At 71.4% G+C, this 26,153-nt stretch carries 22 protein-coding genes and 1 pseudogene; 7 read left to right on the forward strand and 16 right to left on the reverse strand.

Going from position 1 to position 26,153, the window contains the following annotated elements; all coding sequences use genetic code 11:
- Positions 1-4 precede the first annotated feature (4 nt).
- Positions 5-541, forward strand: a complete 537-nt coding sequence (locus tag ACZ7L6_RS14340; protein WP_471923573.1) for a DUF4232 domain-containing protein — start codon at positions 5-7, stop codon at positions 539-541.
- On the opposite strand, the gene ACZ7L6_RS14345 is transcribed toward ACZ7L6_RS14340, so the two are convergent.
- Positions 513-1,670 (reverse strand): DUF2786 domain-containing protein, encoded by a 1,158-nt coding sequence (locus ACZ7L6_RS14345; RefSeq protein WP_471923575.1) that lies wholly within the window; start codon positions 1,668-1,670, stop codon positions 513-515. The genes ACZ7L6_RS14340 and ACZ7L6_RS14345 overlap by 29 nt on opposite strands.
- A 65-nt stretch (positions 1,671-1,735) precedes the next feature.
- Between ACZ7L6_RS14345 and ACZ7L6_RS14350 the strand changes: the two genes are divergently transcribed.
- The 3 genes from ACZ7L6_RS14350 to ACZ7L6_RS14360 are packed head-to-tail and all read left to right on the forward strand — an operon-like array spanning position 1,736 to position 4,902.
- Complete coding sequence (locus ACZ7L6_RS14350) at positions 1,736-2,368, forward strand: LysE family translocator (protein ID WP_471923577.1); 633 nt, start codon at positions 1,736-1,738, stop codon at positions 2,366-2,368.
- 49 nt (positions 2,369-2,417) lie between these two features.
- Positions 2,418-3,164 (forward strand): Clp protease N-terminal domain-containing protein, encoded by a 747-nt coding sequence (locus ACZ7L6_RS14355; RefSeq protein ID WP_471923579.1) that lies wholly within the window; start codon positions 2,418-2,420, stop codon positions 3,162-3,164.
- 34 nt (positions 3,165-3,198) lie between these two features.
- Entirely contained in the window at positions 3,199-4,902 is a 1,704-nt protein-coding gene (locus ACZ7L6_RS14360) for a bifunctional 3'-5' exonuclease/DNA polymerase (protein ID WP_471923581.1), read from the forward strand.
- Between the two features lie 279 nt (positions 4,903-5,181).
- Here ACZ7L6_RS14360 and ACZ7L6_RS14365 read toward each other — a convergent pair whose 3' ends face one another.
- Complete coding sequence (locus ACZ7L6_RS14365; protein ID WP_471923583.1) at positions 5,182-6,075, reverse strand: glycosyltransferase family 2 protein; 894 nt, start codon at positions 6,073-6,075, stop codon at positions 5,182-5,184.
- Positions 6,076-6,178: 103 nt separating this feature from the next.
- Positions 6,179-6,580 carry a DUF3052 domain-containing protein gene (locus ACZ7L6_RS14370; RefSeq protein ID WP_471923585.1) on the reverse strand — a complete coding sequence of 134 codons (402 nt, stop codon included), beginning with the start codon at positions 6,578-6,580 and terminating at the stop codon, positions 6,179-6,181.
- 166 nt (positions 6,581-6,746) lie between these two features.
- Here ACZ7L6_RS14370 and ACZ7L6_RS14375 point away from each other — a divergent pair, with 166 nt between their 5' ends.
- Entirely contained in the window at positions 6,747-9,122 is a 2,376-nt protein-coding gene (locus ACZ7L6_RS14375) for an ATP-binding SpoIIE family protein phosphatase (protein WP_471923587.1), read from the forward strand.
- Positions 9,123-9,259: 137 nt separating this feature from the next.
- Here ACZ7L6_RS14375 and ACZ7L6_RS14380 read toward each other — a convergent pair whose 3' ends face one another.
- Complete coding sequence (locus ACZ7L6_RS14380) at positions 9,260-10,636, reverse strand: Tat pathway signal sequence domain protein (RefSeq protein WP_471923589.1); 1,377 nt, start codon at positions 10,634-10,636, stop codon at positions 9,260-9,262.
- A gap of 177 nt (positions 10,637-10,813) precedes the next feature.
- On the opposite strand from ACZ7L6_RS14380, the gene ACZ7L6_RS14385 reads away from it, so the two are divergent.
- Positions 10,814-11,638 carry a hypothetical protein gene (locus ACZ7L6_RS14385; RefSeq protein ID WP_471923591.1) on the forward strand — a complete coding sequence of 275 codons (825 nt, stop codon included), beginning with the start codon at positions 10,814-10,816 and terminating at the stop codon, positions 11,636-11,638.
- A gap of 7 nt (positions 11,639-11,645) precedes the next feature.
- On the opposite strand, the gene ACZ7L6_RS14390 is transcribed toward ACZ7L6_RS14385, so the two are convergent.
- The 9 genes from ACZ7L6_RS14390 to ACZ7L6_RS14430 form a co-directional block, all read right to left on the reverse strand.
- Positions 11,646-12,713, reverse strand: coding sequence for a TauD/TfdA family dioxygenase (locus ACZ7L6_RS14390; RefSeq protein ID WP_471923593.1), 1,068 nt, complete (start codon positions 12,711-12,713; stop codon positions 11,646-11,648).
- 6 nt (positions 12,714-12,719) lie between these two features.
- Positions 12,720-13,820 carry an amino acid kinase family protein gene (locus ACZ7L6_RS14395; RefSeq protein WP_471923595.1) on the reverse strand — a complete coding sequence of 367 codons (1,101 nt, stop codon included), beginning with the start codon at positions 13,818-13,820 and terminating at the stop codon, positions 12,720-12,722.
- Entirely contained in the window at positions 13,817-14,869 is a 1,053-nt protein-coding gene (locus ACZ7L6_RS14400; RefSeq protein ID WP_471923597.1) for an aspartate-semialdehyde dehydrogenase, read from the reverse strand. Before ACZ7L6_RS14400 ends, ACZ7L6_RS14395 begins: the two co-directional genes overlap by 4 nt.
- Positions 14,866-15,900: a DMT family transporter gene (locus tag ACZ7L6_RS14405; protein WP_471923599.1), complete on the reverse strand. Its 1,035-nt coding sequence runs from the start codon at positions 15,898-15,900 to the stop codon at positions 14,866-14,868. Before ACZ7L6_RS14405 ends, ACZ7L6_RS14400 begins: the two co-directional genes overlap by 4 nt.
- 35 nt (positions 15,901-15,935) lie before the next feature.
- Positions 15,936-16,970, reverse strand: coding sequence for a transporter substrate-binding domain-containing protein (locus ACZ7L6_RS14410; RefSeq protein ID WP_471923601.1), 1,035 nt, complete (start codon positions 16,968-16,970; stop codon positions 15,936-15,938).
- Complete coding sequence (locus ACZ7L6_RS14415; RefSeq protein ID WP_471923603.1) at positions 16,967-18,367, reverse strand: methylaspartate mutase; 1,401 nt, start codon at positions 18,365-18,367, stop codon at positions 16,967-16,969. Before ACZ7L6_RS14415 ends, ACZ7L6_RS14410 begins: the two co-directional genes overlap by 4 nt.
- Positions 18,364-18,828 carry a cobalamin B12-binding domain-containing protein gene (locus ACZ7L6_RS14420; RefSeq protein WP_471923605.1) on the reverse strand — a complete coding sequence of 155 codons (465 nt, stop codon included), beginning with the start codon at positions 18,826-18,828 and terminating at the stop codon, positions 18,364-18,366. Before ACZ7L6_RS14420 ends, ACZ7L6_RS14415 begins: the two co-directional genes overlap by 4 nt.
- A gap of 127 nt (positions 18,829-18,955) precedes the next feature.
- Positions 18,956-19,861, reverse strand: a complete 906-nt coding sequence (locus ACZ7L6_RS14425) for a LysR family transcriptional regulator (protein ID WP_471923607.1) — start codon at positions 19,859-19,861, stop codon at positions 18,956-18,958.
- Between the two features lie 205 nt (positions 19,862-20,066).
- The gene (locus tag ACZ7L6_RS14430; RefSeq protein WP_471923609.1) at positions 20,067-20,276 is read right to left on the reverse strand and encodes a hypothetical protein; all 210 of its coding nucleotides are present in this window, start codon (positions 20,274-20,276) and stop codon (positions 20,067-20,069) included.
- A 171-nt stretch (positions 20,277-20,447) separates the two neighbouring features.
- Between ACZ7L6_RS14430 and ACZ7L6_RS14435 the strand changes: the two genes are divergently transcribed.
- Positions 20,448-23,504, forward strand: coding sequence for an AfsR/SARP family transcriptional regulator (locus ACZ7L6_RS14435; RefSeq protein ID WP_471923611.1), 3,057 nt, complete (start codon positions 20,448-20,450; stop codon positions 23,502-23,504).
- Positions 23,505-23,617: 113 nt separating this feature from the next.
- Here the strand turns inward: ACZ7L6_RS14435 and ACZ7L6_RS14440 are convergent, their stop codons facing one another.
- The 3 genes and pseudogenes from ACZ7L6_RS14440 to ACZ7L6_RS14450 all read right to left on the reverse strand — a co-directional run.
- Positions 23,618-24,712, reverse strand: coding sequence for an ATP-grasp domain-containing protein (locus ACZ7L6_RS14440; protein WP_471923613.1), 1,095 nt, complete (start codon positions 24,710-24,712; stop codon positions 23,618-23,620).
- Positions 24,713-24,789: 77 nt separating this feature from the next.
- A complete protein-coding gene (locus ACZ7L6_RS14445) occupies positions 24,790-25,311 on the reverse strand; it encodes a hypothetical protein (RefSeq protein ID WP_471923615.1) in 522 nt (173 codons plus the stop codon).
- Positions 25,312-25,919: 608 nt separating this feature from the next.
- Positions 25,920-26,132, reverse strand: a pseudogene (locus ACZ7L6_RS14450) (hypothetical protein); the annotation flags it as partial.
- Positions 26,133-26,153 lie beyond the last annotated feature (21 nt).

A 26,153-nucleotide genomic window follows, 5' to 3' on the forward strand; every position in this document is an offset into this window, starting at 1 on the left:
CACCATGCGCGCCACTTCCCTCACCGTCGCTGCCGCCCTCGCCGCGGCCCTCGTCCTGACCGCCTGCGACGACGGCGGGGACGGCGGCGGCACGGACAACAGCCAGGCCGGCAAAGCCGGTTCCGCCTGCGCGATCGGCAAGATGGCCCTGCAGGTCGGGCCCGCGAACGCCGCCCCGGCCGCCGGGGACACCGGCAACGTGCCCGTCACCCTCACCAACAAGGGCCCCCGGTGCACGCTGGAGGGCTTCCCGGGCGTCGACCTGTACGCCTCCGGCATGTCGACGAGTCTCCAGCCGGCAAAGGGCGCCAAGGCCGTGAAGCTGACCCTGGACGAGGGCGCCGCGGCCACGTTCACCATCACCTACGAGCGCGGCGAGGCCGGCGCCAAGGACACCCTGGACGCGAGGACGCTGAAGATCGGCCTGCCCGGGGCGACGGCCCAGCAGAGCTACAAGTGGTCGTACGGACCGGTCCGGGGAGAGGACAACCCGGGCGCCCTGAAGGCCTCGGTCAGTCCTTTCGTCCGGGCCGGGGACTGAGCCGGGCGCGGCTTTCCACCTGCGCCCGGTCGGCCGCCTGCGCGCCCTCGACCCAGCCCGCCTCGTCGCTGACGCCGCGCAGACGGGTCGTCGTCGTCTCCGGGAACATGCGGTCCAGGCGGTCGGTGACCGCGACCTCGCGGGAGGCGAGGACCGGGAGCAGGTCCTGGGTGACCTGGGTCTGCGCCGCCGCGGCCAGGTGGGTGCCGATGCGGTGGGCGTAGGCCGCCAGGAACGACTGGCGGAAGGTCTTGGTGCGCTTGCGGCCGCCCGCGCGCTGGGCCGCCTCCGCCTTCGTCATCGCGGTCTGGGCCTGCACGAGGAGCGAGGTGTAGAGGAGTTCGACCGCCTCCAGGTCGGCCTCGAAGCCGACGACAGTGGAGAAGCCGAAGGGTTCGTTCCACACGGCACGGCAGTGGTTGGCGGTCGCCACCGCGTCCAGCAGGACGGCCTTGGCCTGCTCGTACGGCGGTTCCACGCCGATCCGGCAGGCGCCCGGGGCGTCCTTCGCGGCGTGCTCGCGGGCCGCGATCAGCGCCTCGTCGATGCTGTGCCGGGCCATCAGCTCCTGCGCCTTGGCGCTGAGCGCCTCCGCCTCCTCGGGGAAGCCGGTCGCCTCCGCCTTCGCCAGCAGCGCGCGGATGCGGGTGAGCATGCGGGACTCCGGCCTGGCGGACCTGGCGGCCGGCTCGGCCGCCTCCTCCAGGGGCTCCAGGGTCGGCAGGCGCAGCAGGAGGCGGTACAGCTCCAGGACGGCCGTCGCGTGCGAGAAGCGGTCGGTGCGGGGCGGGGCCTCGGTGGGCAGGTCGTCGAGCTGTGCGGTCCAGCGGGGGCCGCGGGGGCGGTCGTACGGCTGCTGCGCGCGGATCAGCGCCGAGAGCAGTTGTACGTGGATGTCGTCCAGGTCGCGCCGCACGAGCCGTACGACGTCGGCGGGCTGCCAGCCGCGGCGCCAGGCGGCCGCCACGAACTCCTGGCCGCGCCGGACGAGTTCGGCGTCCGCGGCCGGGTCGGCGGCGAGGAGGGAGGCGCCGGTGTCGAGGGCGGTGTGGCCGGTGTCGTAGAGGGCGGCCTCGAAGGCGCGGTCGACGGTGCCGGGCGGGCCGCTCGTCCTGTTCGTGCTGCTCACCCGGCGATGGTCTCACTCCCCGGAATTCGGTCGCCCGCGTGCCGCCGGGCTTCGAGCATGGCGGCATGGTGGACATGTCTCTCTACGCGGCGTTCCTGATCGCTGCTTTCGCGCTCTGCATCACCCCGGGCCCCGACATGATGTTCATCGTGGCGATGGGCGGCCGGGGCGGGCCCGCCGCCGGAGTGATGGCCGCGTTCGGCGTGGCCTGCGCCATGCTCGTACACACGGTGGCAGCCGCGCTCGGGCTGTCGGCGCTGTTCACGACACTGCCGACGCTGTATCACGTGCTGCGCTGGGTGGGTGCGGCGTATCTGCTGTACCTGGCGGTGAAGGCGTTTCGGGATCGTTCGGTGCCGGGCGAGGAAAGCGCCGCGGGCGCCGGGAAGGGGATGCGGCGGGCCTTCTGGCAGGGGGCCGTCACCAATCTGCTCAACCCCAAGGTGATCCTCTTCAACGTGGCGTTCCTGCCCCAGTTCGTGGATCCGTCCCTCGGCCATGTGCCCGGCCAGCTCCTGCTGTTGGGCATCACGCTCGTCGTCATGGGGTTCCTGTGGGACGGCTTCGTGGGGCTGCTCGCCGGGCGGCTGGCCGACCTCCTCAGGCGCAGTGCGCGGGTGAACCGGTGGCTGAACATCGTCTCCGGGACGGTGTTCACGGGGCTGGCGGTGCGGTTGGTGGCCACCTCGCCGAAGTGACTGTCAACCATGGGTTGACGCTCGGAGGCTGTCAACCTACGGTTGACACATGTCGACGAACCCGAGCATCACGTCATCCGTACGTCTCGACGAACTCATCGCGGCCATCAAGAAGGCCCACCAGGAGCCCCTCGACCAGCTCGAGGACGCGGTGATCGCCGCCGATCACCTCGGCGACGTGGCCGACCACCTGATCGGCCACTTCGTGGACCAGGCGCGGCGGTCGGGGGCCTCCTGGACCGACATCGGCAAGAGCATGGGCGTCACCCGGCAGGCCGCGCAGAAGCGGTTCGTGCCGAAGGAGTCGACCGACCTCGACCCCAGCCAGGGCTTCCAGCGGTACACCCCGCGCGCCCGCAACGTGGTCATGGCCGCCCACAACGAGGCCGTCGCCGCCCGTAATCCCGAGGGCCGCCCCGAACACCTCGTCCTCGGCCTGCTGGCCGAACCGGAGGGACTCGCCGCCAAGGCCGTCGCCGCGCAGGGCGTCCTCCTGGACACGGTGCGGCAAGCGGCCACCGCCGTGCTGCCGCCGGCCGTCGAGGAGGCCCCGGACCTCGTCCCGTACGGTTCCGACGCCAAGAAGGTCCTGGAACTCACCTTCCGCGAGGCCCTGCGCCTCGGCCACAACTACATCGGCACCGAGCATCTCCTGCTCGCCCTGCTGGAGTTCGAGAACGGCGAGGGCGTCCTGTCGGGCCTCGGCCTCACCAAAGCCGCGACGGAGGAGTACCTCGCCGCGGCACTCGCCACGCTGAAGATGACGTTCACCGAGGAGGGCGAGGCGCAGAGCTGAAGCCGTTGTCAGACCCGGGTGCCACACTCGCAGCATGACCGACCGGTGGGCGCTCGCTCCGGCCGAGGACGGCGGCGTGGAGATCGCCCCCCTCGGTCCGGACGGGCTGCTCGCCGGGCCGGTGCGGTGGGAGGCGGACCTGGCCGAGGCCGTGCGCGGGCGGCCGGAGGTCACGCGGTGGGTGTGGCGGTCCACCGCCGAGGTCTATCCCCGCCTGCTCGCCACGGGGGTGCGAGTGGAGCGGTGCTACGACATCGAGGACGCCGAGACGCTCCTGCTCGGTCACGAGGGGCGGTACGGGGAGCCCAGGTCGGCCGCCGCGGCCCTGGCCCGGCTGCGCGGGCGCCCCGTACCGCCCGATCCGCCCCAGCGTGCGGCCGAACCCGGCTCGCAGTCCCCGCTCTTCGAGCCGCAGGCGGTCCATGTGCCGCTCGCCGACCTCGTCGAGGTCTACGCCGACCAGCAGCGCCGGCACGACAGGGCCGCGCACCCCGAGCGGATGCGGCTGCTGACGGCGGCCGAGTCGGCGGGCATGCTCGTCGCCGCCGAGATGAACCGGGCCGGGCTGCCGTGGAGCGCCGAGGTGCACCGCCGGGTGCTGCACGAACTGCTCGGCGAGCGGTACGCCGGGGGCGGGGAGCCACGGCGGCTGGCCGAGCTGGCGGACGAGGTGTCGGCCGCCTTCGGGCGCCGGGTGCGGCCCGATCTGCCGGCCGATGTGATCAAGGCCTTCGCGCAGGCCGGGATCAGGATCAGATCGACCCGGCGCTGGGAGATCGAGTCCCTCGACCATCCAGCCGTGAAGCCGCTCGTCGAGTACAAGAAGCTGTACCGGATCTGGGTGGCCCACGGCTGGTCCTGGCTGCAGGACTGGGTGCGTGACGGGCGGTTCCGGCCGGAGTTCCTCGCGGGCGGCACGGTCACCGGGCGGTGGGTGACCAACGGCGGGGGTGCGCTGCAGATCCCGAAGGTCATCCGGCGTGCGGTCGTCGCCGACCCCGGCTGGCGGCTCGTCGTGGCCGACGCGGACCAGATGGAGCCGCGGGTGCTCGCCGCGATCTCCCGGGACCCCGGGCTGATGGAGGTGGCCGGGCGGGAGACCGACCTGTACCAGTCCGTCTCCGACCGCGCCTTCTCCGGAGATCGCGCGCAGGCCAAGCTCGCCGTGCTGGGCGCCGTCTACGGGCAGACCTCCGGCGACGGGCTGAAGAACCTCGCCGCGCTCAGACGCCGTTTTCCCAAGGCGGTGGCGTACGTCGACGAGGCGGCGCGGGCCGGTGAGGAGGGGCGGCTCGTGCGGACGTGGCTGGGGCGGACCTGTCCGCCGGCGGCGGGGGCGACGGACGACGCGGCCGAGGAGGCGGGGATCCCGATACCGGACACCGAGGCCGAGTCGGCCGACGGATCCGGACCGCAGGAGTGGGTGCCGGGCTACGCCTCCACCAACGCCCGCGCCCGGGGCCGCTTCGCCCGCAACTTCGTCGTCCAGGGCAGCGCGGCCGACTGGGCCCTGCTGCTGCTCGCCGCGTTGCGGCAGGCCTGCGCGGGCATGGCGGCGGAACTGGTCTTCTTCCAGCACGACGAGGTGATCGTGCACTGTCCCGAGGAGGAGGCCGAGGCGGTCGTGGTGGCGATCCGCGAGGCGGCGGAGCTGGCCGGGCGGCTGACGTTCGGTCGGACGCCCGTGCGGTTTCCGTTCACCACGGCGGTGGTGGAGTGTTATGCCGATGCGAAGTGATCTGTGCAGGTTGGGAGGGACGGTCGACCGAACGGGGCCCTGTGCGGACGATGTTGACCGGATGTCAATCATCGCCCGGCATGGCTTAATCTGATCACTACATCGGATCCGACCCGACGGCGCGCGCGTAGAACGCGCAGCTCGGGGGAGTGCCGCCGCCGTGGCCGGATCCGGGGATACGGGTCCCGGTCGGCAGAGGTGAACGGCCGGGGCCCGCATCCCGCTCCCGACCCCGTTCACCTGGCGCCGCTCACCCGGCCCCGCTCGGACCTGTGCCGGTCAGATGACCGGCGGCCGTCCCAGCCGGCACAGCCGCCACACCGTCCGCCACCGCATGGGCCGTCGCTCGCCCGCCGGTTCCCGTACGCCCTCCAGGAAGCCGCCGAACCAGGCACGCAGACCGCCCAGCGACCGGTTGCGGGCGAGGGTGAGCAGGACCCAGACGCCCAGGTGGACGGGGATGAGGGCGAGCGGCAGCCGGCGGCGGGTCAGCCAGACTCGGTTGCGGGCGTTCACCCGGTAGTAGATGGCGTGCCGGGCGGGCGAGGTCTTCGGATGCTGGAGGAGGAGCTCGGGGGCGTACAGAATGCGCCAGCCCGCGTCGGCGGCCCGCCAGGCCAGGTCGGTCTCCTCGTGGGCGAAGAAGAACTCGGCGGGCCAGTCCCCGGTCTCGGCCAGCATCGCCATGCTCAGCGCGTGGCCGCCGCCGAGGAAGCCGGTGACGTAGCCGCCCCGGAGCGGATCCGACTTGCCGATCCTGGGCACGTGCCGCTGCTGTGTCTCGCCGTTCTCGTCGGCGATGCGGAAGCCGACGATGCCGAGCCGGTCGTCGGCGGCGTACAGATCCCGCACCCGGCGCAGTACGTCGGCGTCGACGAGGAGCCCGTCGTCGTCCAGCTCGACCACGACGTCGACGTCGCCGAACTCGCGCAGGCGGGCGAGGGCCGCGTTCCGGCCACCGGGGCAGCCGAGGTTCTCGTCGAGCTCGATCGCCGTCACCTCGCCGGGCAGCGACAGCCGCTCGGCGAACTCGGGCAGCGGGCAGCCGTTGCCCACGATGACGATCCGGTCGGGGGCGAGGTCCTGTTTGGCCACGGACTCGAGCAGTGCGTCGACCTCGGCGGGACGGTTGCCCATCGTCACCACGGCGACGGCGATCCTCGGTTCCGTCATGGCCTGCACCCACCTCGTCCCGGCTGCGATTACCGGCGCGATGCTAGTGGTTCACGGTAAGGACGTCTTCCGTTCGCCGTTTTGCCGGGCTGCGGGCTGCGGGTTAGGTACGGCGGCTCTCCCTGCGCCGTACGAACTTCAGGCCCGACCAGTCCTCCCCCAGCGCCGCGACCTTCACATCGACGACGCCCAGCGGGAGGAAGACGTCCCGCAGCGCGTTCTCGGTGATGTCGCTGACATGGCCGGCCGCCCGCCGGGGCCAGGCGATCCACAGCATGGCGTCGTCGGCGAGGTCGCCGACCAGCGCGGGGCCTTCGGCGACGAGATCGCCGTACGACCGATAGAACGCGACGGCGACATCCGCGCCGCGCGGGCTGCCCTCGGCCACGTCGCAGCCCTCCGGCAGCCCGGGAATGTCCCAGGGGGCCGGCGCGTGACGGAGCCGGACCCGGTGGCCCGGCTTGATGCCGATCTTCCTGGCGAGCGGCGTTCCGGAATAGCCCATGGCCCGACTCCTCCACCCGTCTCCATGTCATCCACGTGCCGTTTCCGTGCCGTCTCCGCGCTCGCCTCCGGCGCGAAATCCATGCACGGGAATCCGACTTGTCCGATTCTCGCGCGACGCGCACGCTGGAACCGTGAGTAACATCACCAGCGCGAATTGAGCAAGAATGACCACTTCTGATCCCAACCTCGGTCACAACGGGTGGTCACCAGATGCCGCGACAGCCACCATCAGCCTGGAGGGCATCGTCACGGGGTGGAGCGAGGGCGCCCGGCGGCTGCTGGGGTACCGCCCCGCCGAGGTGGTGGGACGGGCCGCGGCCGACCTCCTCGTGGACCGGGAGGCGACCGGCTTCTCCCCGGTGAACTCCCCGGAGTGGAGCGGCACCGCGGTCCTCAGGCACCGCGACGGCCACCGCGTCGAGCTGACCCTGCACGCCCATCCCCTGCTGGACAGCGCCGGGGCGACCCAGGCGTTCGTCATCACCGCCACCACGGGAACGCCCGCCTCGGAGCGTGACCGGCGGATGGTGGAGTGGGCCTTCGCCCAGTCCTCGATCGCCCTGTCCACCTACAGCGCCGCGTCGGGATCGTGGCGGCTGAACGCGGTCGCTCAGGCCGACCCGCTCGGCCGGGCCCGTTCCGACGAGGGCTTCCTCCGCTGCGTACGGCACGTCGCCGAGGAGGCCATGCCGATGCGGTACGAGGGGTTCGCCCCGGCGCCGCACGCCGCCGCCCGGCAGCGCTCCTGGATCGTCGAGCTGTGGCCCGTGCGGGACCCCGGGACCGGCGAGGTGGCCGGCGTCGGCACTGCCGCCTTCGACAGCAGCGAGCAGCACGCCGCCCGGCAGCGGCTTGCCCTGCTGAACGAGGCGGGCACCCGCATCGGCACCACGCTGAACGTGACCCGCACCGCCCAGGAACTCGCCGACCTGGCCGTCCCGCGGCTCGCCGACTTCGCCAGCGTGGACCTGCTCGACTCGGTGATGCGCGGGGAGGAGCCGGTGCCGGGGCCGGTCGACGCCGCCGTGGTGCTGCGCCGGGTCGCCCACCAGTCCTCCTCCGAGGGCGAGGGCGTGCCCGAGGCCGCCGTCGACCTCGGCGGGATCGACACCTATCCCCCGTTCTCGCCGCCCGCCCGCTCCCTGACCAGCGGCCGTCCGCTGCTCAGCGGCGCGGACGACCCCGACTTCGCCCGCTGGGTCGGCGAGCACGAGGCGCGGGCCGCCATCGTCCGCGACCACGGCTTCCACTCCGTGGTGGCCGCCCCGCTGCGCGCCCGGGGCATCACCCTCGGCGTCGCGGTCTTCGTCCGCGGCAAGGACTCCGCACCCTTCCAGCACGACGACCTGATCCTCGCCGAGGAGCTCGCGGGCCGGGCCGCCGTCGGCGTGGACAACGCCCGCCGCTACACCCGCGAGCGCACCAACGCCCTCACCCTCCAGCGCAGCCTGCTCCCCCGCGACCTGCCGAAGCAAGCGGCCGTCGAGGTGGCGTACCGCTATCTGCCCGCCGGCACGGGCGCCGGTGTCGGCGGCGACTGGTTCGACGTGGTCCCGCTGTCGGGCACCCGTGTCGCCCTGGTGGTCGGCGACGTCGTCGGGCACGGCATCCACGCCTCCGCCACCATGGGGCGGCTGCGCACCGCCGTACGCACCCTCGCCGACGTGGACCTGCCCCCGGACGAGCTGCTCACCCACCTCGACGACCTGGTCACCCACCTCACCTCGGACGACGACCACATCGTCCGGGACCTGCCGTACACCGGCGGGATCGGCGCGACCTGCCTGTACGCCGTCTACGACCCGGTCTCGCGGATCTGCACCCTGGCGAGCGCCGGACACGTCCCGCCCGCGGTGCTGCTCCCCGACGGCTCGGTCAGCGTCGTCCGCCTCACGCCGGGGCCGGTGCTCGGCGTCGGCGGGCTGCCCTTCGAGGCGACCGAGCTGGAGCTGCCCGAGGGCAGCCTGCTCGCCTTCTACACCGACGGCCTGATCGAGAACCGTGAGCACGACGTCGGCCTCGGCCTGGAACGGCTCTGCGCGGCCCTGGCCACCCCGGTGCCGTCGCTGGAGGTCACCTGCGACGCCATCCTCAAGGACCTGCTCCCCGACAGCCCCGCCGACGACGTCGCCCTCCTCCTCGTGCGCACCCGCGCCCTGCACGCCGACCAGGTCGCCGCCTGGGCCCTGCCGTCCGACCCGGCGATCGTCGCCGACGCCCGAGCGCAGGCCACCCGGCAGCTCGCGGCCTGGGGTCTTCAGGAGGCGGCGTTCGTCACCGAGCTGGTGGTGAGCGAGCTGGTCACCAACGCCATCCGCTACGGCGACGTACCGATCGGGCTGCGCCTGATCCGGGACCGCACCCTGATCTGCGAGGTGTCCGACGCCAGCAGCACGGCCCCGCATCTGCGCCGCGCCCGCACCTACGACGAGGGCGGCCGGGGGCTGCACATGGTCGCCCAGCTCACCCAGGGCTGGGGCACCCGCCAGACCCCCACCGGCAAGACGATCTGGGCCGAACAGCCCCTCCCGGTCGGCTGACCATGACCGGGCGCACAGCCGCCTGCTGAGGCGGCTCTCCCTGCGGCCGCGTGGCGCCTACCGCGCGACCACTCGTGCGACGGATGCTGGAGCCACTGCCACTGCCACTGCCACAGCCGCGGCCTGGCGCCCTCGGGTCAGGCCCGCAACGGATTGGAGCGCACGGCCGCCATCAGATACCAGGCGGTCGCCCCCAGGTGCCGGTAGGGGTAGTACCCGAACCCGAACCCGGTGTCGAGCGGGCTGCTCGCCGAGACCACCCCGGACCGCTCGGGAAGCGCCCGCCCGCCGACCGTCTGACCACCGCCCAGCAACTCCTGAGCCCGCTCGACGGAGTCGAGCAGCCGCCGGGCCCGCACCTCGTCACCCCGCGCCTGCCGCTCCCGCAGCGCGAGCGCGAGATGAGCGGTCCCCTCGAACCACACCCCGTTCCGGTCGGGCTTGGGCTGCGAGTCGGCGATCGGCGCGTCCTCGTTCGCGAGGAGACTGGCGGAGCTGAAGGTGACCCCTTCGTACGACTGCCCCGCGGGCACCGTGCTGTTGCGCCGCCCGGCGTGGTCGAGGACGGCGAGCTCGCGTGCGGCCCAGTCCAACGACCGGGCGTGGGCGCGGGAGTCGAGGGCGAGGTGGGTCCAGGTCTGGGTGTCCTCGGGAATCGGCGATGTGTTGACCGTCACCCCGTCATTGGTTCCGGTGTAGAAGAAACCGCCGTCCGGCTCCCACATCTTCTCGAGGAAGGCCCGGGCACGAGCCCGCCGCTCCCGCCACACGCCGTCTCCCGTGAGCCGGGCGAGCCGCCCGAAGAGGCAGACGAGGTCGGTGTTGTGCTCGGTGGAGGTGAACGGCAGCTTCTCGCCGGCCCCGTTCACCCCGAACTTGTACCCGCCGAGGGGTTCGTCGGTACGCCCGTTGCGCTCGACCCACTCCCCGATCCGCACGGCACCGTCGAGGAACCGCCGCTCCCCGGTCCGCCGGGCCAGCGCGGTGAGCGCGATCCCGGCCCACGCCATGTCCCCCACGGCCGTCCCCGTGAACCCGAACTGCGTCCCGACATTCACCGTCCCGTCCGCCCGCACGAACCCGTCCGGCTGCCGCGAGCCGTCGTAGAAGGTGTACGGCCCCACGTTGTAGGCCTGCCGGAGCCGGCCGTCGGCGTGGGCCGGGTCGTGCTGCTGGGCGTACAGCAGCGCGTCGCCCAGCACCACGGCCCGGGCCCGCCCGTCGGAGGTACGTCCGGCGAGGAGGGCGAGGATCGCCAGGGCGTTGTCGTAGGTGAAGGCGGTGCTGAAGAGTCCGGCCTGGTCGGCGTAGCTCTGGGCGAGGCGGGTGGTGCCGTGCTCGGGGTAGGCGTCCATGGCGGCGGCGAGGAAGGCGTGGGCTCGGCGCCGGGCGGAGTCGACGCCGGCCTGGGCGGCGCCCGTCCCGGCCGCGGTGAGCACCGCCGCGCCGAGGCCGGCCCCGATGAGTGTGCGACGGCTGAGCGCCGGGCCCTGCCTGTCGGTCATGCCGGTCATGGGTCTCCCTCGGTTCTGAGAGCGCTCTCAACGATGCGCGCTCATTCTGCTGGTGCTCCCGAGGCGGGTCAACGCCCGTGACGTGGCTGGCGATTGACGTGACTGCGGGCCAGGTGTGAACGCCGGGTACCGGTGGAGCGTTCTCGGCGCCTTCATGATCGACTAGCCTTGCGGCCGATGCGTAGGAGAAAGACGTTCTGGGTGACCGGCGGCGTGACGGCGGTGGTACTGGGCGGGCTCGGCTTCGCCGGGTACGAGGCCGTGTCCGACGACGAGGTGTGCTGCGCACTCCCGAAGCCGCTGTACGGCGTGCCGCGCGGTCCGGACGGGGAGATCGACGTCGCCTCCCAGTCGGTGGAGACCACCGTGCTGACCGGGCACGACTTCTCACTGCACGTCCGCCCGGGAGGAGACGCCGCCGACTGGGAGGTCGCCGGCGTGGACGCGTCGGCGAAGGTCCTGCGCGCCAAGGGCGAGAAGACCGTCAAGGGCACGCACTACTTCACGTTCAGCGCGCTCGAGCCGGGCACTGCGCGCATCGTGCTGAAGGAGATCGACGGCGACCGCACCATGACGTACCCGGTCGAGGTCAAGGACAGCATCCAGGGCAACGTCGTGACGGAGGACCCGAGGGCGCAGTACAGCGACGCGGACGAGCCGGACAAGTCCCGCCGGCGTGCAGCAGACTTCGCGGGCACGGTCACCGTGCGCCCCGGCGAGGAGTTCTCCGTCGCCAACCGCTACTCCAACCAGCCCGGCTACATCTGGAAGGTCACCGGGGAGCCGGACGGCGCGGTGGCGTGGCTGGAGTCCGAGCAGCCGTACATCAGCGGCGACCCGGCCGCCGAACGCCAGGACTGGTACAGCTTCACCGCCCGGGAGAAGGGCACGACCACGGTCAGACTCTTCGGCTGCTACCGCTGCGGGTACGACGACCGTCCCACGTCGGCCGAGAGCAAGGAGTTCTCGGTGACGAAGACCCTGACCGTGGTGGTGCGCTGACCCCGGCTCAGTAGTGCACGCGGCGGTTCTCCGGCGTCACCCGGTAGCGGATGTTCCACAGGCTGCGCCGTACGTACGTGCGCTGGAGCCAGCGGTCGCGGCCGTCGTAGCGGGCGGTGAAGGAGGTGCGTGCGTGGACGCCCTTGCGGTTGTTGATCAGGAGTGCCTGGCCGGGCCGTAGGTGGACGCCGTGGGCGACGGCGCGGCAGACCTCCTGGAGCCGGTCGAGGGCGGCCCGGGCACCGGTGGTGAGCGGCTGGACGCCGTTGGCGGAGATGGCGATCTCCGGGTACTCGTCGTTGCCGCTGATCAACGGCACCGGGTCGGAGAGCACCTCCGCACCCCCGGCGACGTCACGGACGTAGCTGCCTGGTGCGTTGAGCCGGAACAGCGGTGAGCGCAGCGTCTCCAGCACCTCCGGGGCGAGCGCCGCCTGGATGTCGCGGGCGTCGGCGTAGTGGGTGCCGGCGATGCCCTCGTGGTCGGCGCGCAGGCAACTGAGCACCAGGAAGTCGGGGTTGGCGACGTCGTAGCGGCCGATCACGTCGTGCATGATGTCGCTGTGGAAGTTGAGGAAGACTTCCGAGCCCTGGTTGGTCTGCGTCATGGCGCCGCCCGGGACCGGGATGACGTCGTGGACGAGCTGCCCCGACTTCTCCGTCCGTACACCCAGGGGTTCGCCGAGCAGCCCGCTCAGGCCCAGGAGCACCCCCTCGGCGACGAAGCTCCGCTTGTCGCGGCTCGGCCCGCCGTCGGCGGGGGTGTCGGGCAGTAGCTCGTCGACGGGCAGATTGTCGACCAGCGTGACACCGGGGGTGTCGATGTGGCGGCCGAAGTCGAGGATCTGCTGCAGGATCGGCGTCGGCAGTCCGGCGAAGATCTGCAGATAGCGGGTCATCGACCAGTCGATGTCGGCGTTCGGGTCGCCCACTTCCGCCAGCCCGGCGCCCAGGGCGTCGCGCACCTCGTCGGGCAGTTCGATCCGGGAGAAGGTCTGTACCGACGCGGGGGCGGCAGTCCCGGATACGGCGGTGCTGCGGTCGGCGTCGAGCGGGTGGTCGGCAAGCGTGGTCATCCGGTGTCACACTCCCAGCAACTCGGGTTCGGGGAACAGGGCGTCGGGGTCCTGGAGTTCGTCGTGCAGACGCTGCGCCAGATGCAGCGCCTCGTCCTCGCTCGCGGCGAGATGCGTCGCGACCTTGCTGCCGCGCAGCGCCGTGACCGGAACCCCCGCGAAGGCGCCGGGTATCAGGCCCTGGCGGCGCTGGAACTCCTCCAGGTCGACGAAGCCGCCGATGACGGCCACCAGCGGACCGGTGGTCAGGCGGATGGTGTCGATGTTGGCGCCGTGGAAGGCGGCGAAGGCGCGGTCGGCCTCGTCCTCGGAGTCGTAACGCAGCACGGTGGACCGCTGGTTGAGCACGACGGCGGAGGCCGACGTGCCGCGCGTGCCGATCACCGAGCCCTCCGGGAACGGGGCGCGGTTGAGCCGGCAGACGATGTCGATGCGGTGCTTCTGCGCGAGCCGTACGGATCGCCGGTGCAGCACCTTCGCCCCGTACAGCGACATCAGGGCCGCGATGTTGTACGAGACCTCCTTCAGCAGCCGGGTGCCGGTGACGAGGTGCGGGTCGGTGCTGTAGATGCCGTCCACGTCGGAGTGGATCTCGCAGCGCGGGGCGCCGAGCGCGGCGGCGATGGCCACCGCGGACAGGTCGGAGCTGTTCTTGCCGAGCCAGGTCGGCCGGCCCTGGGCGTCGGCGGCCTGTCCACCGGGGACGACCACGATGTCGTTCTCCCGCAGGGCGTCTTGCAGCGGCCCGGGGTCGGAGTGCTCCAGCCTCGCCCACATGAACGCCGAGTTGGTGACGAGCCCCAGCTGGTGGCCGGCGAGCACGGTGGCGCGGCGGCCCTGCCGGTGCAGGGCGGTGGCGAGCAGCTGCGCCCCGATGGTGTCGGCCAGGGTCAGCAGGCCGGCGACGGTCTCGTCCTCGGGGTGCGGGTTGATCTGGCTGAGCCGCTCCCGGAACTGCTCGGTCTCCCCGGGCTGTCCGCTGACCACGACGACCAGCTTGGTGCCCTCCGCGTCGACACGGCGCCCGAGAGCCTCGGCGAGCGATCCGTACGCCGCGAGGGTACGGAAGCTGGAGCCGCCGAACTTCAGCACGGCCGGAGTGGTCACAGGGTGCCCCGTTCCAGCAGTTCCTCGGCGATCTGGAAGGCGTTGAGGGCGGCACCGATACGCAGGTTGTCGGCGACCAGCCACAGCCAGAAGGCGCGGGGATTGCTCTGCGTGATCCGGACCCGGCCGACGTGGACGTGGTCCGAGCTGCCCACGGTCGCCGGCGTCGGGAACTCCTTCAGGTCCGTCCGGTCGTGGACGGTGACCTCCGGAAGGCCGCCGAGGACCTCGACGAGTTCGGCGCGGTCCACCGGCTCGTGGCACTCGATGTAGACCGCCTCGGAGTGGCAGTTCACGACGGGGACGCGGACACAGGTGGTCGTGACGTCCAGGTGCGGCATTCCGAGGATCTTGCGCGACTCCTGGAGCATCTTCTGCTCCTCCAGCGTGAAGCCGGAGTCCAGGAAGCGGTCGATCTTCGGTATGACGTTGAAGGCCAGCGACGGCTTGAAGTGCTCCGGCTCGAAGGCGGAGTCCGGGCCGTTCAGGGACGCGAGGGTGGACTCCTGCAGCTCCTCCACGCCGGTGTAACCGAGGCCGGAGGCGGCCTGGTAGGTGCTGACCACCGCGTGCCGGATGCCCCACCGGTCCTCGACGCCGCGCAGCAGCCGGACCAGGGGGATCGTGGAGCAGTTGGGGTTGGCGATCACGCCGCTCTTCGGGCGCCGGTCGAGCTCGTGCGCGTTGACCTGCGGCACGACGAGGGGCGAGTCCGGGTCCATGCGGAAGGCGATGGTGTTGTCGATCACCAGGGTGCCGGCGGCGGTGGCGACGGGCACCCACTTCTCGCTCACCGACGTGCCGGCGGAGAAGAAGGCCACGTCGGCCTGGGAGAAGTCGAAGGTCTCGATCGCCTGGACCTCGTACTTCGCTCCGTCCACCGTGAGCATCCGGCCCGCCGAGCGGGAGGAGGCGACGAGGTGCAACTCGCGGTAGCGCAGGCCGCGTTCCTCGATGAGCTCGATCAGGGTGCTGCCCACGGCACCGGTGGCTCCGACGATGGCGATGCGGGGCGCGGTGGGCTCCGCGGGGTCCGTTATCAGGGTCATCGGGACTCTCCCGTCGTGATCTTCTCGGCGGAGGGGGCAGAGGCGGTGGCAGAGGAGGCGGGGGCAGCGGCGGAGGCGGTGACAGCGGTCGGCACGGCCCGGGTGCGGGAGGCGGACGGGGTGTCGCTGCGGCGCGGGGTGAGCCGCCAGCCGAGGTTGACGCCGAGGCTCGCGGCGACGATCAGCGGAATGCCCAGCGCCTGCAGCAGGCTGATGCTGTGCCCGTACACGGCCCAGTCGCAGAGCATGGCGACCGCCGGGTAGATGAAGGCCAGGACGGCGATCTTCGGGGTGGGCAGCTTCTGGTACGAGGAGTACATGAGGATGTACATCAGGCAGGTGTGGATCAGGCCGAGGCCGACCAGCCAGCCCCAGTCCGCTCCGAGGCCGTTCATGTCGGCGAAGGAGGCGAAGGGCAGCAGCAAGGGGATGCCCAGCGTCACCTGGATCAGCGCGACGAGGTGGGGCTTGACCCCGGTCACCCGCTTGGTGATGACGGTGGCGAAGGCGTAGAAGAGGGCGGCCAGCAGCGCCTGGCCGAGACCGATCAGATACGCGCTCTGGCCGCTGTCCTGGAAGTCGGACACGGAGACTCCGGCGACCAGGATCAGCCCGACGAAGGCGACCCCCAGCCAGCCGAACTTGGTGGCGGTCAGCTTGTCCCGGAACAGCAGTGTGCCCAGCAGCACCACGTAGAACGGCTGCGTGTGGTAGACGACGGTGGCCACGGAGATCGACGTCGACTCGTAGGCCTCGAAGAGGAAGGCCCAGTTGAAGACGATGAAGACGCCGCCCAGGGCCGCGAGGCCCAGCTTCTTCGGGGTGAAGCCGTGGTTCTTGAAGAACCCGCGCACCAGGCAGTACAGGCCCAGGGCGACGGCTCCGAAGACGCACCGGAAGAAGACGACGTTGAACGGTGAGGCGCCGGACTCGATGACGAAGATGCCGAGGGTGCCGGAGAGCACCATGGCGATCGTCAGCTCGATGGTTCCTTTCAACTCGGTACCGGCGGAACGGGTGTCAGTACTCATGAGGGTTCCTTCCTCGCGGGGTGCGGACGGCTTCGTCAGTGCAGGGGAACGGCGTAGTGCAGACCGCCGCGGGTCCACAGCTCGTTGAGGCCGCGCGGCACGCCCAGTCCGGAGGCACCGCCCAGATTGCGCTCGTAGACGTCGGCGTAGGTGCCGACGGCGTCCAGGACCCGCGCCGCCCAGCCCTCGTCCAGGCCCACCGCGCTGCCGTGCGGCCCCGCGAGCCGCGCGGCTTCGGTGAGGGCTTCGGTACGACAGCCCGGGCCCGCCTCGTCGACGTGGTGTTCGGCGGCGACCAGGAGTTGCAGCACCCAGCGGCACAGCCGGTACCAGTGGGGGTCGCTGTCGCGGACGGCGGCGGCCATGGGCTCCCGGGAGATCGACGTGTCGAGGACGCGGTGGGCCGCGGGATCGGGGAGCGCGGCCCGCTCACCGGCCAGCGCGGTCCGGTCCAGGACGTACGCGACGCACTCGCCGCCCGCATAGCCGGCCAGGGCCGCGGCCGGGGTCGGGAAGGTCACGGGCTCGACGGACAGGCCCCGACTGCCGTACCAAGAGGCGAGGTTGGCGGCGCTCGTGGTGCCGGCCTGCACGGCCAGCCGGGCTCCGGCGAGCTGCGCCGGGTCCTCGATGCCGCTGTCCGCGCGGACCATGAACCCTTCGCCGTCGTAGCAGGTGACGCCGGCGAACAGCACCGGCCACCGCGCCTCGCGGCCGAGCGTCCAGGTCAGGTTGCAGACCGTCAGCTCGGCATCGCCCGCCGCGAGCGGGTCCAGCCGCTCGGCCGGGTCGGTCGGCAGCCACTGGACCGCCTCGGGATCGCCCAGGGCCGCGGCGGCCACGGCACGCGCCACATCGGTGTCCAGACCGGTCCAGCGGCCGTCGTCGTACTGCGACAGCCCGAGGATGCCCCGGCTGACGACGGCGCGCAGGGCACCTCGGTCGCGGACGGCGTCGAGCGTCGGGGACGGGCTGCTGGTGTGAACGGGGGCCGTGTGGGCGTTGGCCGCAAGGGCGTTGTTCGTGTCGGCGTCGGCCGCACGAGCGTCGGTCTCGGTCGCCGTGCTCATGAAAGGCTCCACTGGGGGACTCGGGTCAGCTGCTCGCGGTCGAACCGCCGCTCGTTGTAGGCGAGCATGTCGATCAGGCTCTGCGCGGAGAGCGGCCGTGCGGTGGCGGTGGACGGCTCCGGCTTCAGGGGCATCGCCCCGGGCTTGGCCCACCGCAGCAGGCCGCGGGGGTCGACGTACGCCCGGGACTTGTTGGCGTTGTCCTGGTGCAGACAGAACGGCACGTCGAGATGGCCGCGGGCGAAGGCCCGCACCAGCGCGGCGCCCACCGTGGGCCCGAGTTCCAGCGTGCTGTCCACCAGCATCCGGGCCTCCTCGTACACGCCCGTCGACGTGGCGGCCCAGGGTTCGCCGCGGGCGGCCTCGTCGGCGGCGACGGCCGCGGCGAACTCCAGCGCGTCCACGTTCTCCGCGACGGTCGGGATCCGGTACGCCTCGGCCGGGGTCTTGACGATCAGCCGCTCGGCCCCGCTGCGCACCGCGAGGCGCGCGCTGTCCTCCAGGATCCGGAAGGACCCCACCGGAGTGCGCGGGTAGACGCCCATGTACGTGTAGAGCACGACATGCCAGTCGGTTCCGCCGAGCCGCTCACCCGCCAGCCGGCGCAGCGCCGCCAGTGCCTCCAGGTCCTGGCCCGGGCTGGTCTGCTGGGCATAGCTGACGGAGATGCTGGTCAGGCCGTGCTCCTGGAAGAACATGCCCTCCAGCACACTGAGCGCCACGAGCAGGCTCGGCGGGCACAACTGGCCCAGCATGCAGCCGCCGAAGCTCTCCAGGTGCATCTGCTCGTCCTGGGCGGCGAGCAACTCGCAGCAGCGCGACCAGGCGTCGACGGCCTGGGACAGCGGGGCCCTGCTGTAGGGCAGGCAGTACGAGACCGGCCCGCCCTCGGTGGCGTCGATGCCCGCCGCCACCATCGCCTCGAACAACGGGTACGGCAACGCCGAGCCGTGCCTGACCTGGACCGGGAAGTCCGCCGAGGCCAGGCCGTCGAGCATCCGCCGGGTGGCCTGCGGGCCGTGCGCCACTAGCGGGAAGCCGTTGAGTTCGGCGCCGGTGCGCAGCGCGCTGCGGGCCGAGTCGTGGTCGTTGACCCGGGTGTAGCTGTCCAGGGTGACGGTGCCCACGGCGGTGGCCTCAGCCCCGCGGACGGCCCGCAGCCCCTCGCGCATGACCGGGATCTCGGCGAAGCCCATCCTGGGCTGAACGACGAGCCGACCCTCGCTCTTCGCCCGGTGGACGAAGGCGGAGAAACGGCCGCGGCGCGGCGCGGGAATCGCCGAGGGACCGGGCGCCGGAATCACCGTGGAACCGGGCGCCGGAATCACCGTGGAACCGGGCGCCGGTATCGCCGTGGAACCGGCGATGCGCTCCGGGGCAGCGGCGGTGCCGTTCATGCGGCCGCCTCCACCGGGGAGAGCGCGGGCCGGGAAACCGGGCTCAACGTCGCGAGGAATTCCCGGAAATCCTGCAGGCCGCCCTCGGACTCGAATACGGCGTCGAAGCCGCCCGCCGCCAGCTCTTCGATGAACCTGACGTTTTCCGCACCGCGCACCCCGAGCTTTCCGCCGATGACGACGCGCAGGTCCTTGAGGTCGGGTTCCTTGCGTATCTTCCGGATGAGCCGGAGTCCGTCGAGATGACCGTGTCCGTTCACCGTGCTGAGGACCAGGACGTCGGGTTTCTCCGCCCGGCATTCCTCGACGATGACCTCGTCCGGCACGCAGGCTCCGAGATTTCGCACCTCGCCGCCGTGTTCTTCGAGCAATAGTTGAAGAAACACCAGGTTCCACATGTGGGCGTCGGAGGACACGCTCGACACGATGAATTTCCTGCGCTGGCGCATGACGTTCGACACGAATTCTTCTCCATACGGTGAGCGACGGACCGCGAAAATCATGTCCCGGTGCGCATAATCGCGTCCAGGGACTACGGCATGGAAAACGCGATGCCGGTTATCAATGCCTTCGATCAGGCGGCCGTCGTCAGCCCTCGGTCGAGGCGTACTCGGCCGTCATGCACTCCATCGTCCGGTCGATGAAGAGGCGCATTTCGCGGGTGAGCTGCCGGCCACGCCGCCAGGCGAGCTGGGTGAAGACCTCGAACGGCGGTTCCCAGGCCAGTGCGGCGAGGGACCCCGCGGCGAGGTCGTCGGCCACGGTCATCGTGGGCAGCAGGCTCACCCCGAGCCCCACCGCCAGGCCACGCTTGATGGACTCGATGTTGCCGAACTCCAGGAACGGCACCGGCTCACCCGTACCGTCGTTGAGCTCGGCCTCGAACAGCTCCCGGTACGCGCAGCCCGCCTCCGGGGCCAGCACCTGCACCTCGCGCAGCTGGTCCAGGGTCACCTTCTCCTCGGCGGCCAGCGGATGGTTCGGGGCGGCGACCACCACGAGCGGCTCGCGGCCCAGCACCTCGCTCTCCACTCCCGAGTGCCGGGTCTCCGCCTCCATGAGGAAGCCCATGTCGAAGGTGCCCTGGCGCAGCGAGTGCAGGGTCTCCGCGCAGAGGCTGGGCCGCAGCACCAACTGCACATGCGGATAGCGGTGGTGGAAGAACTCCAGCACCGGGGGCATCCGGTAGGAGGTGACGCTCTCCATGGTGCCGATGGTCAGCAGGCCCGAGGGCTCTCCCTCGCCGACGGCCACGCCCCGCGCCTCGCCGGCGAGCGTCAGCATCTGCTCGGCGTACGGCAGCAGCCGCTGACCGGCCTGGGTGAGCTGGATCCTCCCCCCGAACCGCTCGAAGAGCTCCACGCCGAGCGAGGTCTCAAGGCTCTTGATCTGCGCCGTGACGCTGGACTGCGCGTACTTGAGCTCGGTCGCGGCACGAGTGAAGCTGAGCAGGGTGGCGACCTTGTGAAAGGTCGTCAGTTGACGGATGTCCACGGTGGCTCCTAGGCGAGTTCGGTGATGGGTGACGGAAACGGGCTGGCCCTGTCGCGCCGGGAAGTCCAGTGCCGCCAGAGGGGCGCGGGGAACTGCGCGACCAGCCACAACGCACCCGCAGACGCCAGACGACCAATCGCGGCACCCACGCGGAGCGCCTCTCGGCACCCCCGCGGAGCGCCTCGCACCCCCCGCGGAGCGACTGTCACGGCGTAGGCGCCGCAGGCCCCTTGTCGTCCGCGACCACGTAGGAGCCCGCGCCCCCCTGCCCATCGGCCGCAATCGCCCCCGCGGCCCCGCCCAGGCCCAGCACCAGAGCCACTGCCGCGAGGAATCCGATGAGCCGCGCCGGCTTCTTGCGCATGTCTTTCTCCCCCTTGGATCGGTGAGTTTCTCGCTCGACGTCACCGATCATGAGCGCAGCCCTTACCGCACGGTTCCCGTCCCGTTACCGCCCGCCACCGCTCCGTTCCCGTGCCACCGGTCGGGCGAACCCCTTATGATCGCGCGGCAGGGCCCCTGCCAGGGGCTTTGCCCGACCAGGGGGACATCAGGGGGCATGATGACGGCAAGCGGGCAAGGAGAGGTGCGCTTCAACATCCTGGGGCCGCTGGAGGGTTGGTCCGGATCCTCGCGGCTGCGTCTCGGCGGAGCCGTCCAGGAACGCGTGCTGGCCACCCTGCTGCTCGAACCGGGCAGGATGGTTCCGGTGTCCCGGCTGGTGGAGTCGGTGTGGGACGACACGCCCCCGACGACGGCCGCGCACCAGGTCCGCAAGGCCGTCGCCCATCTGCGCCGGCGCGTCCCGGACGGCAATGACGTGATCATCACGGACGGCCCCGGTTACCGCGCGTCGGTGGGCGACACCCAGCTGGATCTCATCGAGTTCGGCACCCATCTGCGCACCGCGAGCCGAGCGGTCTCCGAAGGACGCACCACCGACGCCGTCACAGGCCTGCGCCGCGCACTCGGGCTCTGGCGCGGCCCCGTCCTGTCGGGCACCGGCGGCCCGGTGATCGAGGCCGCCGCGACTGCCCTGGAGGAACGGCGCCTGGCCGCCGCCGAGCAGCTCCTGGAACTGCGCCTGGGATGCGGCGAGGCGGCCGAACTGGTCGCCGATCTCCGCGACTTGATCGCGCAGCACCCGCTGCGCGAGTCCCTGCGCGGTCATCTGATGCTGGCCCTGTACCGCAGCGGTCGCCAGGCCGAGGCGCTGGAGGAGTACCGGCGGGTCCGCGCCCTGCTGGCCGAGGAACTCGGGATCGACCCGGGCCCCCAACTGACCAGGCTGTACGAGGGCATTCTGCGCGAGGCTCCCGAATTGGCCGCCCCCGAGCCCCCGGCACCCGCCCCGGCCGCACCGCCCGCTCCCCCGCAGTCCGCCGCCCTCCCTGCCGCCTCCGCGCCCGAGAGCTGGACCACGACCACGGCTCCCTGCACGCTGCCCTACGACCTGTCCGACTTCACCGGCCGGCAGAAGGAACTCGGCGCCCTCCTCGACTGCATCAAGGGCAAAAACGATTCAGCGGAGCGGGGGCACACCCCGATCGTCGCGATCGACGGCATGGGCGGCAGCGGCAAGACCTCCCTCGCGGTGCGGGCCGCCCGTCAGATGGCGGACCTCTTCCCCGACGGCCAACTGCACATCGACCTGCGCGGCTTCACCCCGGGCGAGCGGTCCGTGACGCCGGCCTCCGCGCTCGACAGCCTGCTGCGGGCGCTCGGCACGCCCGGCGACCGTATACCCGACGATGTCGAGGGACGAGCCGCACTGTGGCGGTCCACGCTGGCCGACCGCCGCGTCCTGCTCCTGCTCGACAACGCGGTCGACGCCGGCCAGGTCCTGCCCCTGCTCCCGCCTGCGCCCGGCTGCCTCGTCCTGGTCACCAGCCGGGCCAGGCTGCTCGACCTCGACGGCGCCGAATGGATCTCCATCGGGCCCATGTCGCAGGAGGACGGCGCGCTGCTGCTCAAGGAGATGCTCGGCGAGGCGCGCGTGGCCGCCGAACCGAAGGCGGCGGCGGAACTCGTCGCCCTGTGCGGACGTCTCCCCCTCGCCCTGCGCATCGTGGCCGCCCGACTGCGCAACCGGCCCCGCTGGACCGTGCAGTACCTGGCCGACCGACTGCGCGACGAGACCCGGCGGCTGGAGGAGCTCAGCGCCGGTGAACGCAGCGTCGCGGCGACCCTGCGGCTGTCGTACCAGGCGATGGCCGAGGAGCACCGCACCTCGTTCCGCATTCTGGGGCTGCACCCGGGCACCGACATCGACGTCCACTCGACGGCCGCCCTCCTGGGCAGGGACACCCGCGACGCGGAAGCCGTACTCGAACGCCTGCTGGACGTGCATCTGCTCCAGCAGCCCGACATCGGCCTGTACCGATTCCACGACCTGGTGCGCAACTTCGCGCAGAGCCAGCGCGGCCCCGCCACCGAACGGGACGACGCGGCGGCCGTCGAGCGCCTCCTCGGCTACTACCTGACAGCCACCGAGGAGGCATGCCAAGTGCTCTTCCCCGGGCGCAAACGCAGTTCCACGGGCATCGCCGCCCACGTGGGCGAACTGCCGCCCCTCCAGGGCCCGGCCCAGGCCGCACAGTGGTTCGATCGCGAGCACAGCAGCCTGCTGGCGGCCGTCGTCCTGGCCGACTCGTACGGCCTCGACCGCCACACGGTGTGCCTGACCCGCAACATCGTCTTCCAGCTCAACGCCCACGGCCGCTTCGAGGACTTCAGATACCTCAGCCAGGTCGCGGTCTCGGCCGCGCGCCGGGTCCAGGACCTGGCCCTGCTGGGCGCCAGCCTGTCCAGCCTGGGCATCGCGTGCTGGAAGCTCGGCCACTTCGACGAGGGGATCGAAGTGGCCGGCGAGGGGCGCGACATCGCCGTACGCCTGGGCGACAAGTACACCGAGGCGCACGGCGAGTCCACCATCGGACTGCTGCTGACGGTGCTCGGCCAGCACGCGGAGGCCCTGCCCCACCTGGAACGGGCGATGTCCCTGGAGCGGGAGCTGAACATCCCGCGGGCGCACGCGGAGACCCTCACCGTCCTCAGCACGCTGTACGAGCAGTGGGGCAGATACGAGGAGGCTGCCTCGGCGGCACGACGTGCCCTGGAGATCCACGCCGAGCTGGACTACCGCAACAACGAAGTGATGGCCCTGACGGATCTCGCCTTCGCCCATGTGGGCCTGGGCGAGTACGAAGACGCCCGCGCCTGTCTGGAACGGGCCCGCGGCCTGTGCGACGAGTCGAGCCCGCCCGGCGACTTCGCCCTGGTCCTGGCCCTGTCCGCCGAGGTCACCCAGTGCCTGGAGCAGGGTCCGGAGCTCTCCGGTCTCACCGAACACGCCCTGGAACTGGCGCGGACGAGCGGCAGCCCGACCCGCCAGGCGAAGGTCGAGAACCTCATCGGCCGGTTCCACCGCCGAAGACACGAGTACGACCGCGCCATGGCCCTTCACACCCACGCCCACGAACTGGCGTCCGCGATCCGCTACCGCGCCGAAGACGCCCGCGCCCTGTACGGCATGGCCTGCGCGGCACAAGCACTGGGCGACGCGACGTCGGCCGCCGAACACAAGGCCGCCGCGATCACGCTGTTCGACTTCATGGGTTCACCACCGCACGGCTTCGGCTGAGGCCGGACGCAGCACTTCGCGGATCCGAGTCGCGGTTTCAGGCGTTCCGTTCTCGGGCGTCCCGTTTACCAGCCGCCCCACTCCCAGCCGTCCCGTTCTCAGCCGTCCCGTCCTCAGCCGTACCACCGTCGTCGTACGGCGGTGAGACGCTCGGCCACTTCTTCCGGCGAGGCACCATCGACCACGAGCTGGACGGCACGGCCACCGGAACCTGTCCCGGTGTCCACCACGCGGACCTCCTGGACATGCGCCAGGGTGCGGACACCGTCCAGCCGCGCGGCCGGCTCCGGAACACCGGCGGGGAGCGCCAGTGTGGCGAGGGCCGCGAACCGTGCCGCGTCCGGCTCCTGCGGAGTCCGACCGGCCAGTGCCGACAGGACGTCCTCCCCGGGATGGCGGCCGGTGGCGACCCGCATCAGGAGCCTGACCGGAGGACCACTGGGCCACGCCCGCGCCGACGCGATCCGAGGCCCGCTCTCGGTGAGCACGACGTGGGTATGCGCGAGCCCGGACTCGTAACCGACCAGGTCGAGCAGGGAGCGCACGGCCGCCCGTACGCCGGCCCGGTCCGCGTCGGACAACGGAGCCGGATACAGCAGATCGGCTCCGGCGGGCGCGGCACTTCGCAGGGCGGTCATGCCGACCACCTCATGCATGCCCGCACAGGTCAGCGTCTCCACGCTCACCTCGGGCCCGGCAAGGAACTCCTCGACGAGATACGGCCCCGCCTGCGCACCCGCCGTCCACTCCTCGAGGGCGGCCCGGTCCCGGACGACCGTGACCGCCCTCGGGTCGCTCCCGCACTTGACGACCAGCGGCAGCGCGAACCGCTCGGCCAGCGCGCACACCCCCTCCGTGGACGCGGCCGGCATGGCGTCGACCACGGAGACACGGCTCTCGTTGAGGATGCGCCGCATGGCCACGGGATCACCGAGCCTGCGCACCACTTCGGCGCGTCGTGGCGAAAGGTCCACCAGCGCCCCCTCGACGGCCCGTTGAACCGCTTCGGATCCGCCGAAGTACAGGATGTGTTCGATCCCGTACGCGACTGCGCAGTCCCTCAGCAGGGAGTGCAGCGCGTCCCCACCCTCCGTCCGCACCGAGCTCTGCACCGACCGGACCTCGAGCCCCAGCGCCACCGCCGCGTCGACGACCTCGGCCTCCGGCTCGACCAGCAGCACCCGCTCCCGCGGCGCGTTCTCCCCCACTGCCCTCTCCTCCCTGCCCTGGAGTCAAGGACACTGCCGCCTCGCCTTACCGATGACTTCCCGGTCCGATCCCGCGCTCAGCTGTCGACAACGGTGAGGTGGTACGTCGTGTCCACCCAGAAACCACCGGTGGTGCGCGCCTTGATCTCCAGCACGTAGTGGCCGACGGGCAACGGATCGAACGAACACCAGAGCCCCCAGGCGATGCGCCGCCGCAGCGCCGCGCGGAAGGGCTTCGACGTGTACTCCTGCATCGGCAGCGGAACTCCGTTCAGGAACGCCTTGGCCTCGGCGACCTCCATCACCATCGGCTCGCGAGAGGTCATCGTCTGCGCCCGCTGCGTGTTGAACACCGGGAAGAACACCGGCCGCCCCGAAGGCATCGAACAGCGCCGCACCACGCGACCACCGTAGGTACCGGCCAGGAACCAGACATCGTCCGGCTGACGCCAGCCGGCGAACTCACCGGTCTGATCCCTCACAGGGCTACGGTCATCAGGCGCCGACAACGCCCACTGCCACCAGCGAGCAGCCAGCTCACCCCCACGCTCGGGCCCCAGCTCCTTGAAGCCGCCTCCGACCGACACGGATTCACTCACGACTCCCCCACCCCTCCACTCACCCATACGCGCGATCACGCCGGCGAGACCCTACAGGGCACGGTCGAAGAAGCCGTGGGGCGGTGACTCGGAACACGACCCGACAGCACGAAAAAGACCCTCGCGAAGCTCAGCGAGGGTCTTTGTCCGAACCGATTCCCTGGTCAAGGGTATGGAGCCGCCTTCGGGATTCGAACCCGAGACCTACGCATTACGAGGTCGTGAGAGATCGTGACGAGCTGTGCCACGCGATCGCATCAGATCCAGTTTTCGCAGATCAAAGCACCGATCACGGTCCCGCTGCTCGTACGCCGTGTTGCACCGTCCAAAGGCGTCCGCGCTCCCCTTGCGCTCCCCGCCCCTTCGGCAGGGCGACGAACCGGCATACAAGCACGGTAGCGACACCATCGTCGCACGGCTTGTCGAAATCCCACACACGAGACCGATCACCATCATCCGTGGCCTTCCCGCCCACACGCCTCACGCCGACGAGCACAGCGGCACACACAGCAGCAACAACAGCAGCTCGACGAAAGACGGCCTCCTTCCGCCTCGGGCGTGACAGCCGTCGGCTCATCGACGCCTGCGGGTTCCGGTACGTCAATGTGGAGCAGCTTGAGCAAGTCAGCGGTGACAACCCGGTAGGCATTGCCAAGCCGCAGGACCGTGCACGGATACCGGCCACGCTTGGCCAGGTCATACCCCGTAGTACGACTGAGGGACAGCGCATGATTCGCCGTCTCCAAGTCCACGGCCGCGGGCAGCGCCAGCAGTTCCTCACGCGTCAGCCCACGGGATGCGTCGTCAAGCTTGGTGATCACAGATGATCCGTACCCCGCGGG

The sequence above is a fragment of the Streptomyces sp. NPDC107522 genome, assembly GCF_055657525.1.

Bases quoted from the DNA above. Each gene is read 5' to 3' on its own strand.
- ACZ7L6_RS14340 (WP_471923573.1), top strand. From the start codon at position 5: ATGCGCGCCACTTCCCTCACCGTCGCTGCCGCCCTCGCCGCGGCCCTC.
- ACZ7L6_RS14430 (WP_471923609.1), bottom strand. From the start codon at position 20,276: ATGATCGGTGACGTCGAGCGAGAAACTCACCGATCCAAGGGGGAGAAA.
- ACZ7L6_RS14390 (WP_471923593.1), bottom strand. From the start codon at position 12,713: ATGACCACGCTTGCCGACCACCCGCTCGACGCCGACCGCAGCACCGCC.
- ACZ7L6_RS14400 (WP_471923597.1), bottom strand. From the start codon at position 14,869: ATGACCCTGATAACGGACCCCGCGGAGCCCACCGCGCCCCGCATCGCC.
- ACZ7L6_RS14385 (WP_471923591.1), top strand. From the start codon at position 10,814: ATGCGTAGGAGAAAGACGTTCTGGGTGACCGGCGGCGTGACGGCGGTG.
- ACZ7L6_RS14350 (WP_471923577.1), top strand. From the start codon at position 1,736: ATGGTGGACATGTCTCTCTACGCGGCGTTCCTGATCGCTGCTTTCGCG.
- ACZ7L6_RS14370 (WP_471923585.1), bottom strand. From the start codon at position 6,580: ATGGGCTATTCCGGAACGCCGCTCGCCAGGAAGATCGGCATCAAGCCG.
- ACZ7L6_RS14415 (WP_471923603.1), bottom strand. From the start codon at position 18,367: ATGAACGGCACCGCCGCTGCCCCGGAGCGCATCGCCGGTTCCACGGCG.
- ACZ7L6_RS14360 (WP_471923581.1), top strand. From the start codon at position 3,199: ATGACCGACCGGTGGGCGCTCGCTCCGGCCGAGGACGGCGGCGTGGAG.
- ACZ7L6_RS14405 (WP_471923599.1), bottom strand. From the start codon at position 15,900: ATGAGTACTGACACCCGTTCCGCCGGTACCGAGTTGAAAGGAACCATC.
- ACZ7L6_RS14410 (WP_471923601.1), bottom strand. From the start codon at position 16,970: ATGAGCACGGCGACCGAGACCGACGCTCGTGCGGCCGACGCCGACACG.
- ACZ7L6_RS14375 (WP_471923587.1), top strand. From the start codon at position 6,747: ATGACCACTTCTGATCCCAACCTCGGTCACAACGGGTGGTCACCAGAT.
- ACZ7L6_RS14355 (WP_471923579.1), top strand. From the start codon at position 2,418: ATGTCGACGAACCCGAGCATCACGTCATCCGTACGTCTCGACGAACTC.
- ACZ7L6_RS14365 (WP_471923583.1), bottom strand. From the start codon at position 6,075: ATGACGGAACCGAGGATCGCCGTCGCCGTGGTGACGATGGGCAACCGT.
- ACZ7L6_RS14380 (WP_471923589.1), bottom strand. From the start codon at position 10,636: ATGACCGGCATGACCGACAGGCAGGGCCCGGCGCTCAGCCGTCGCACA.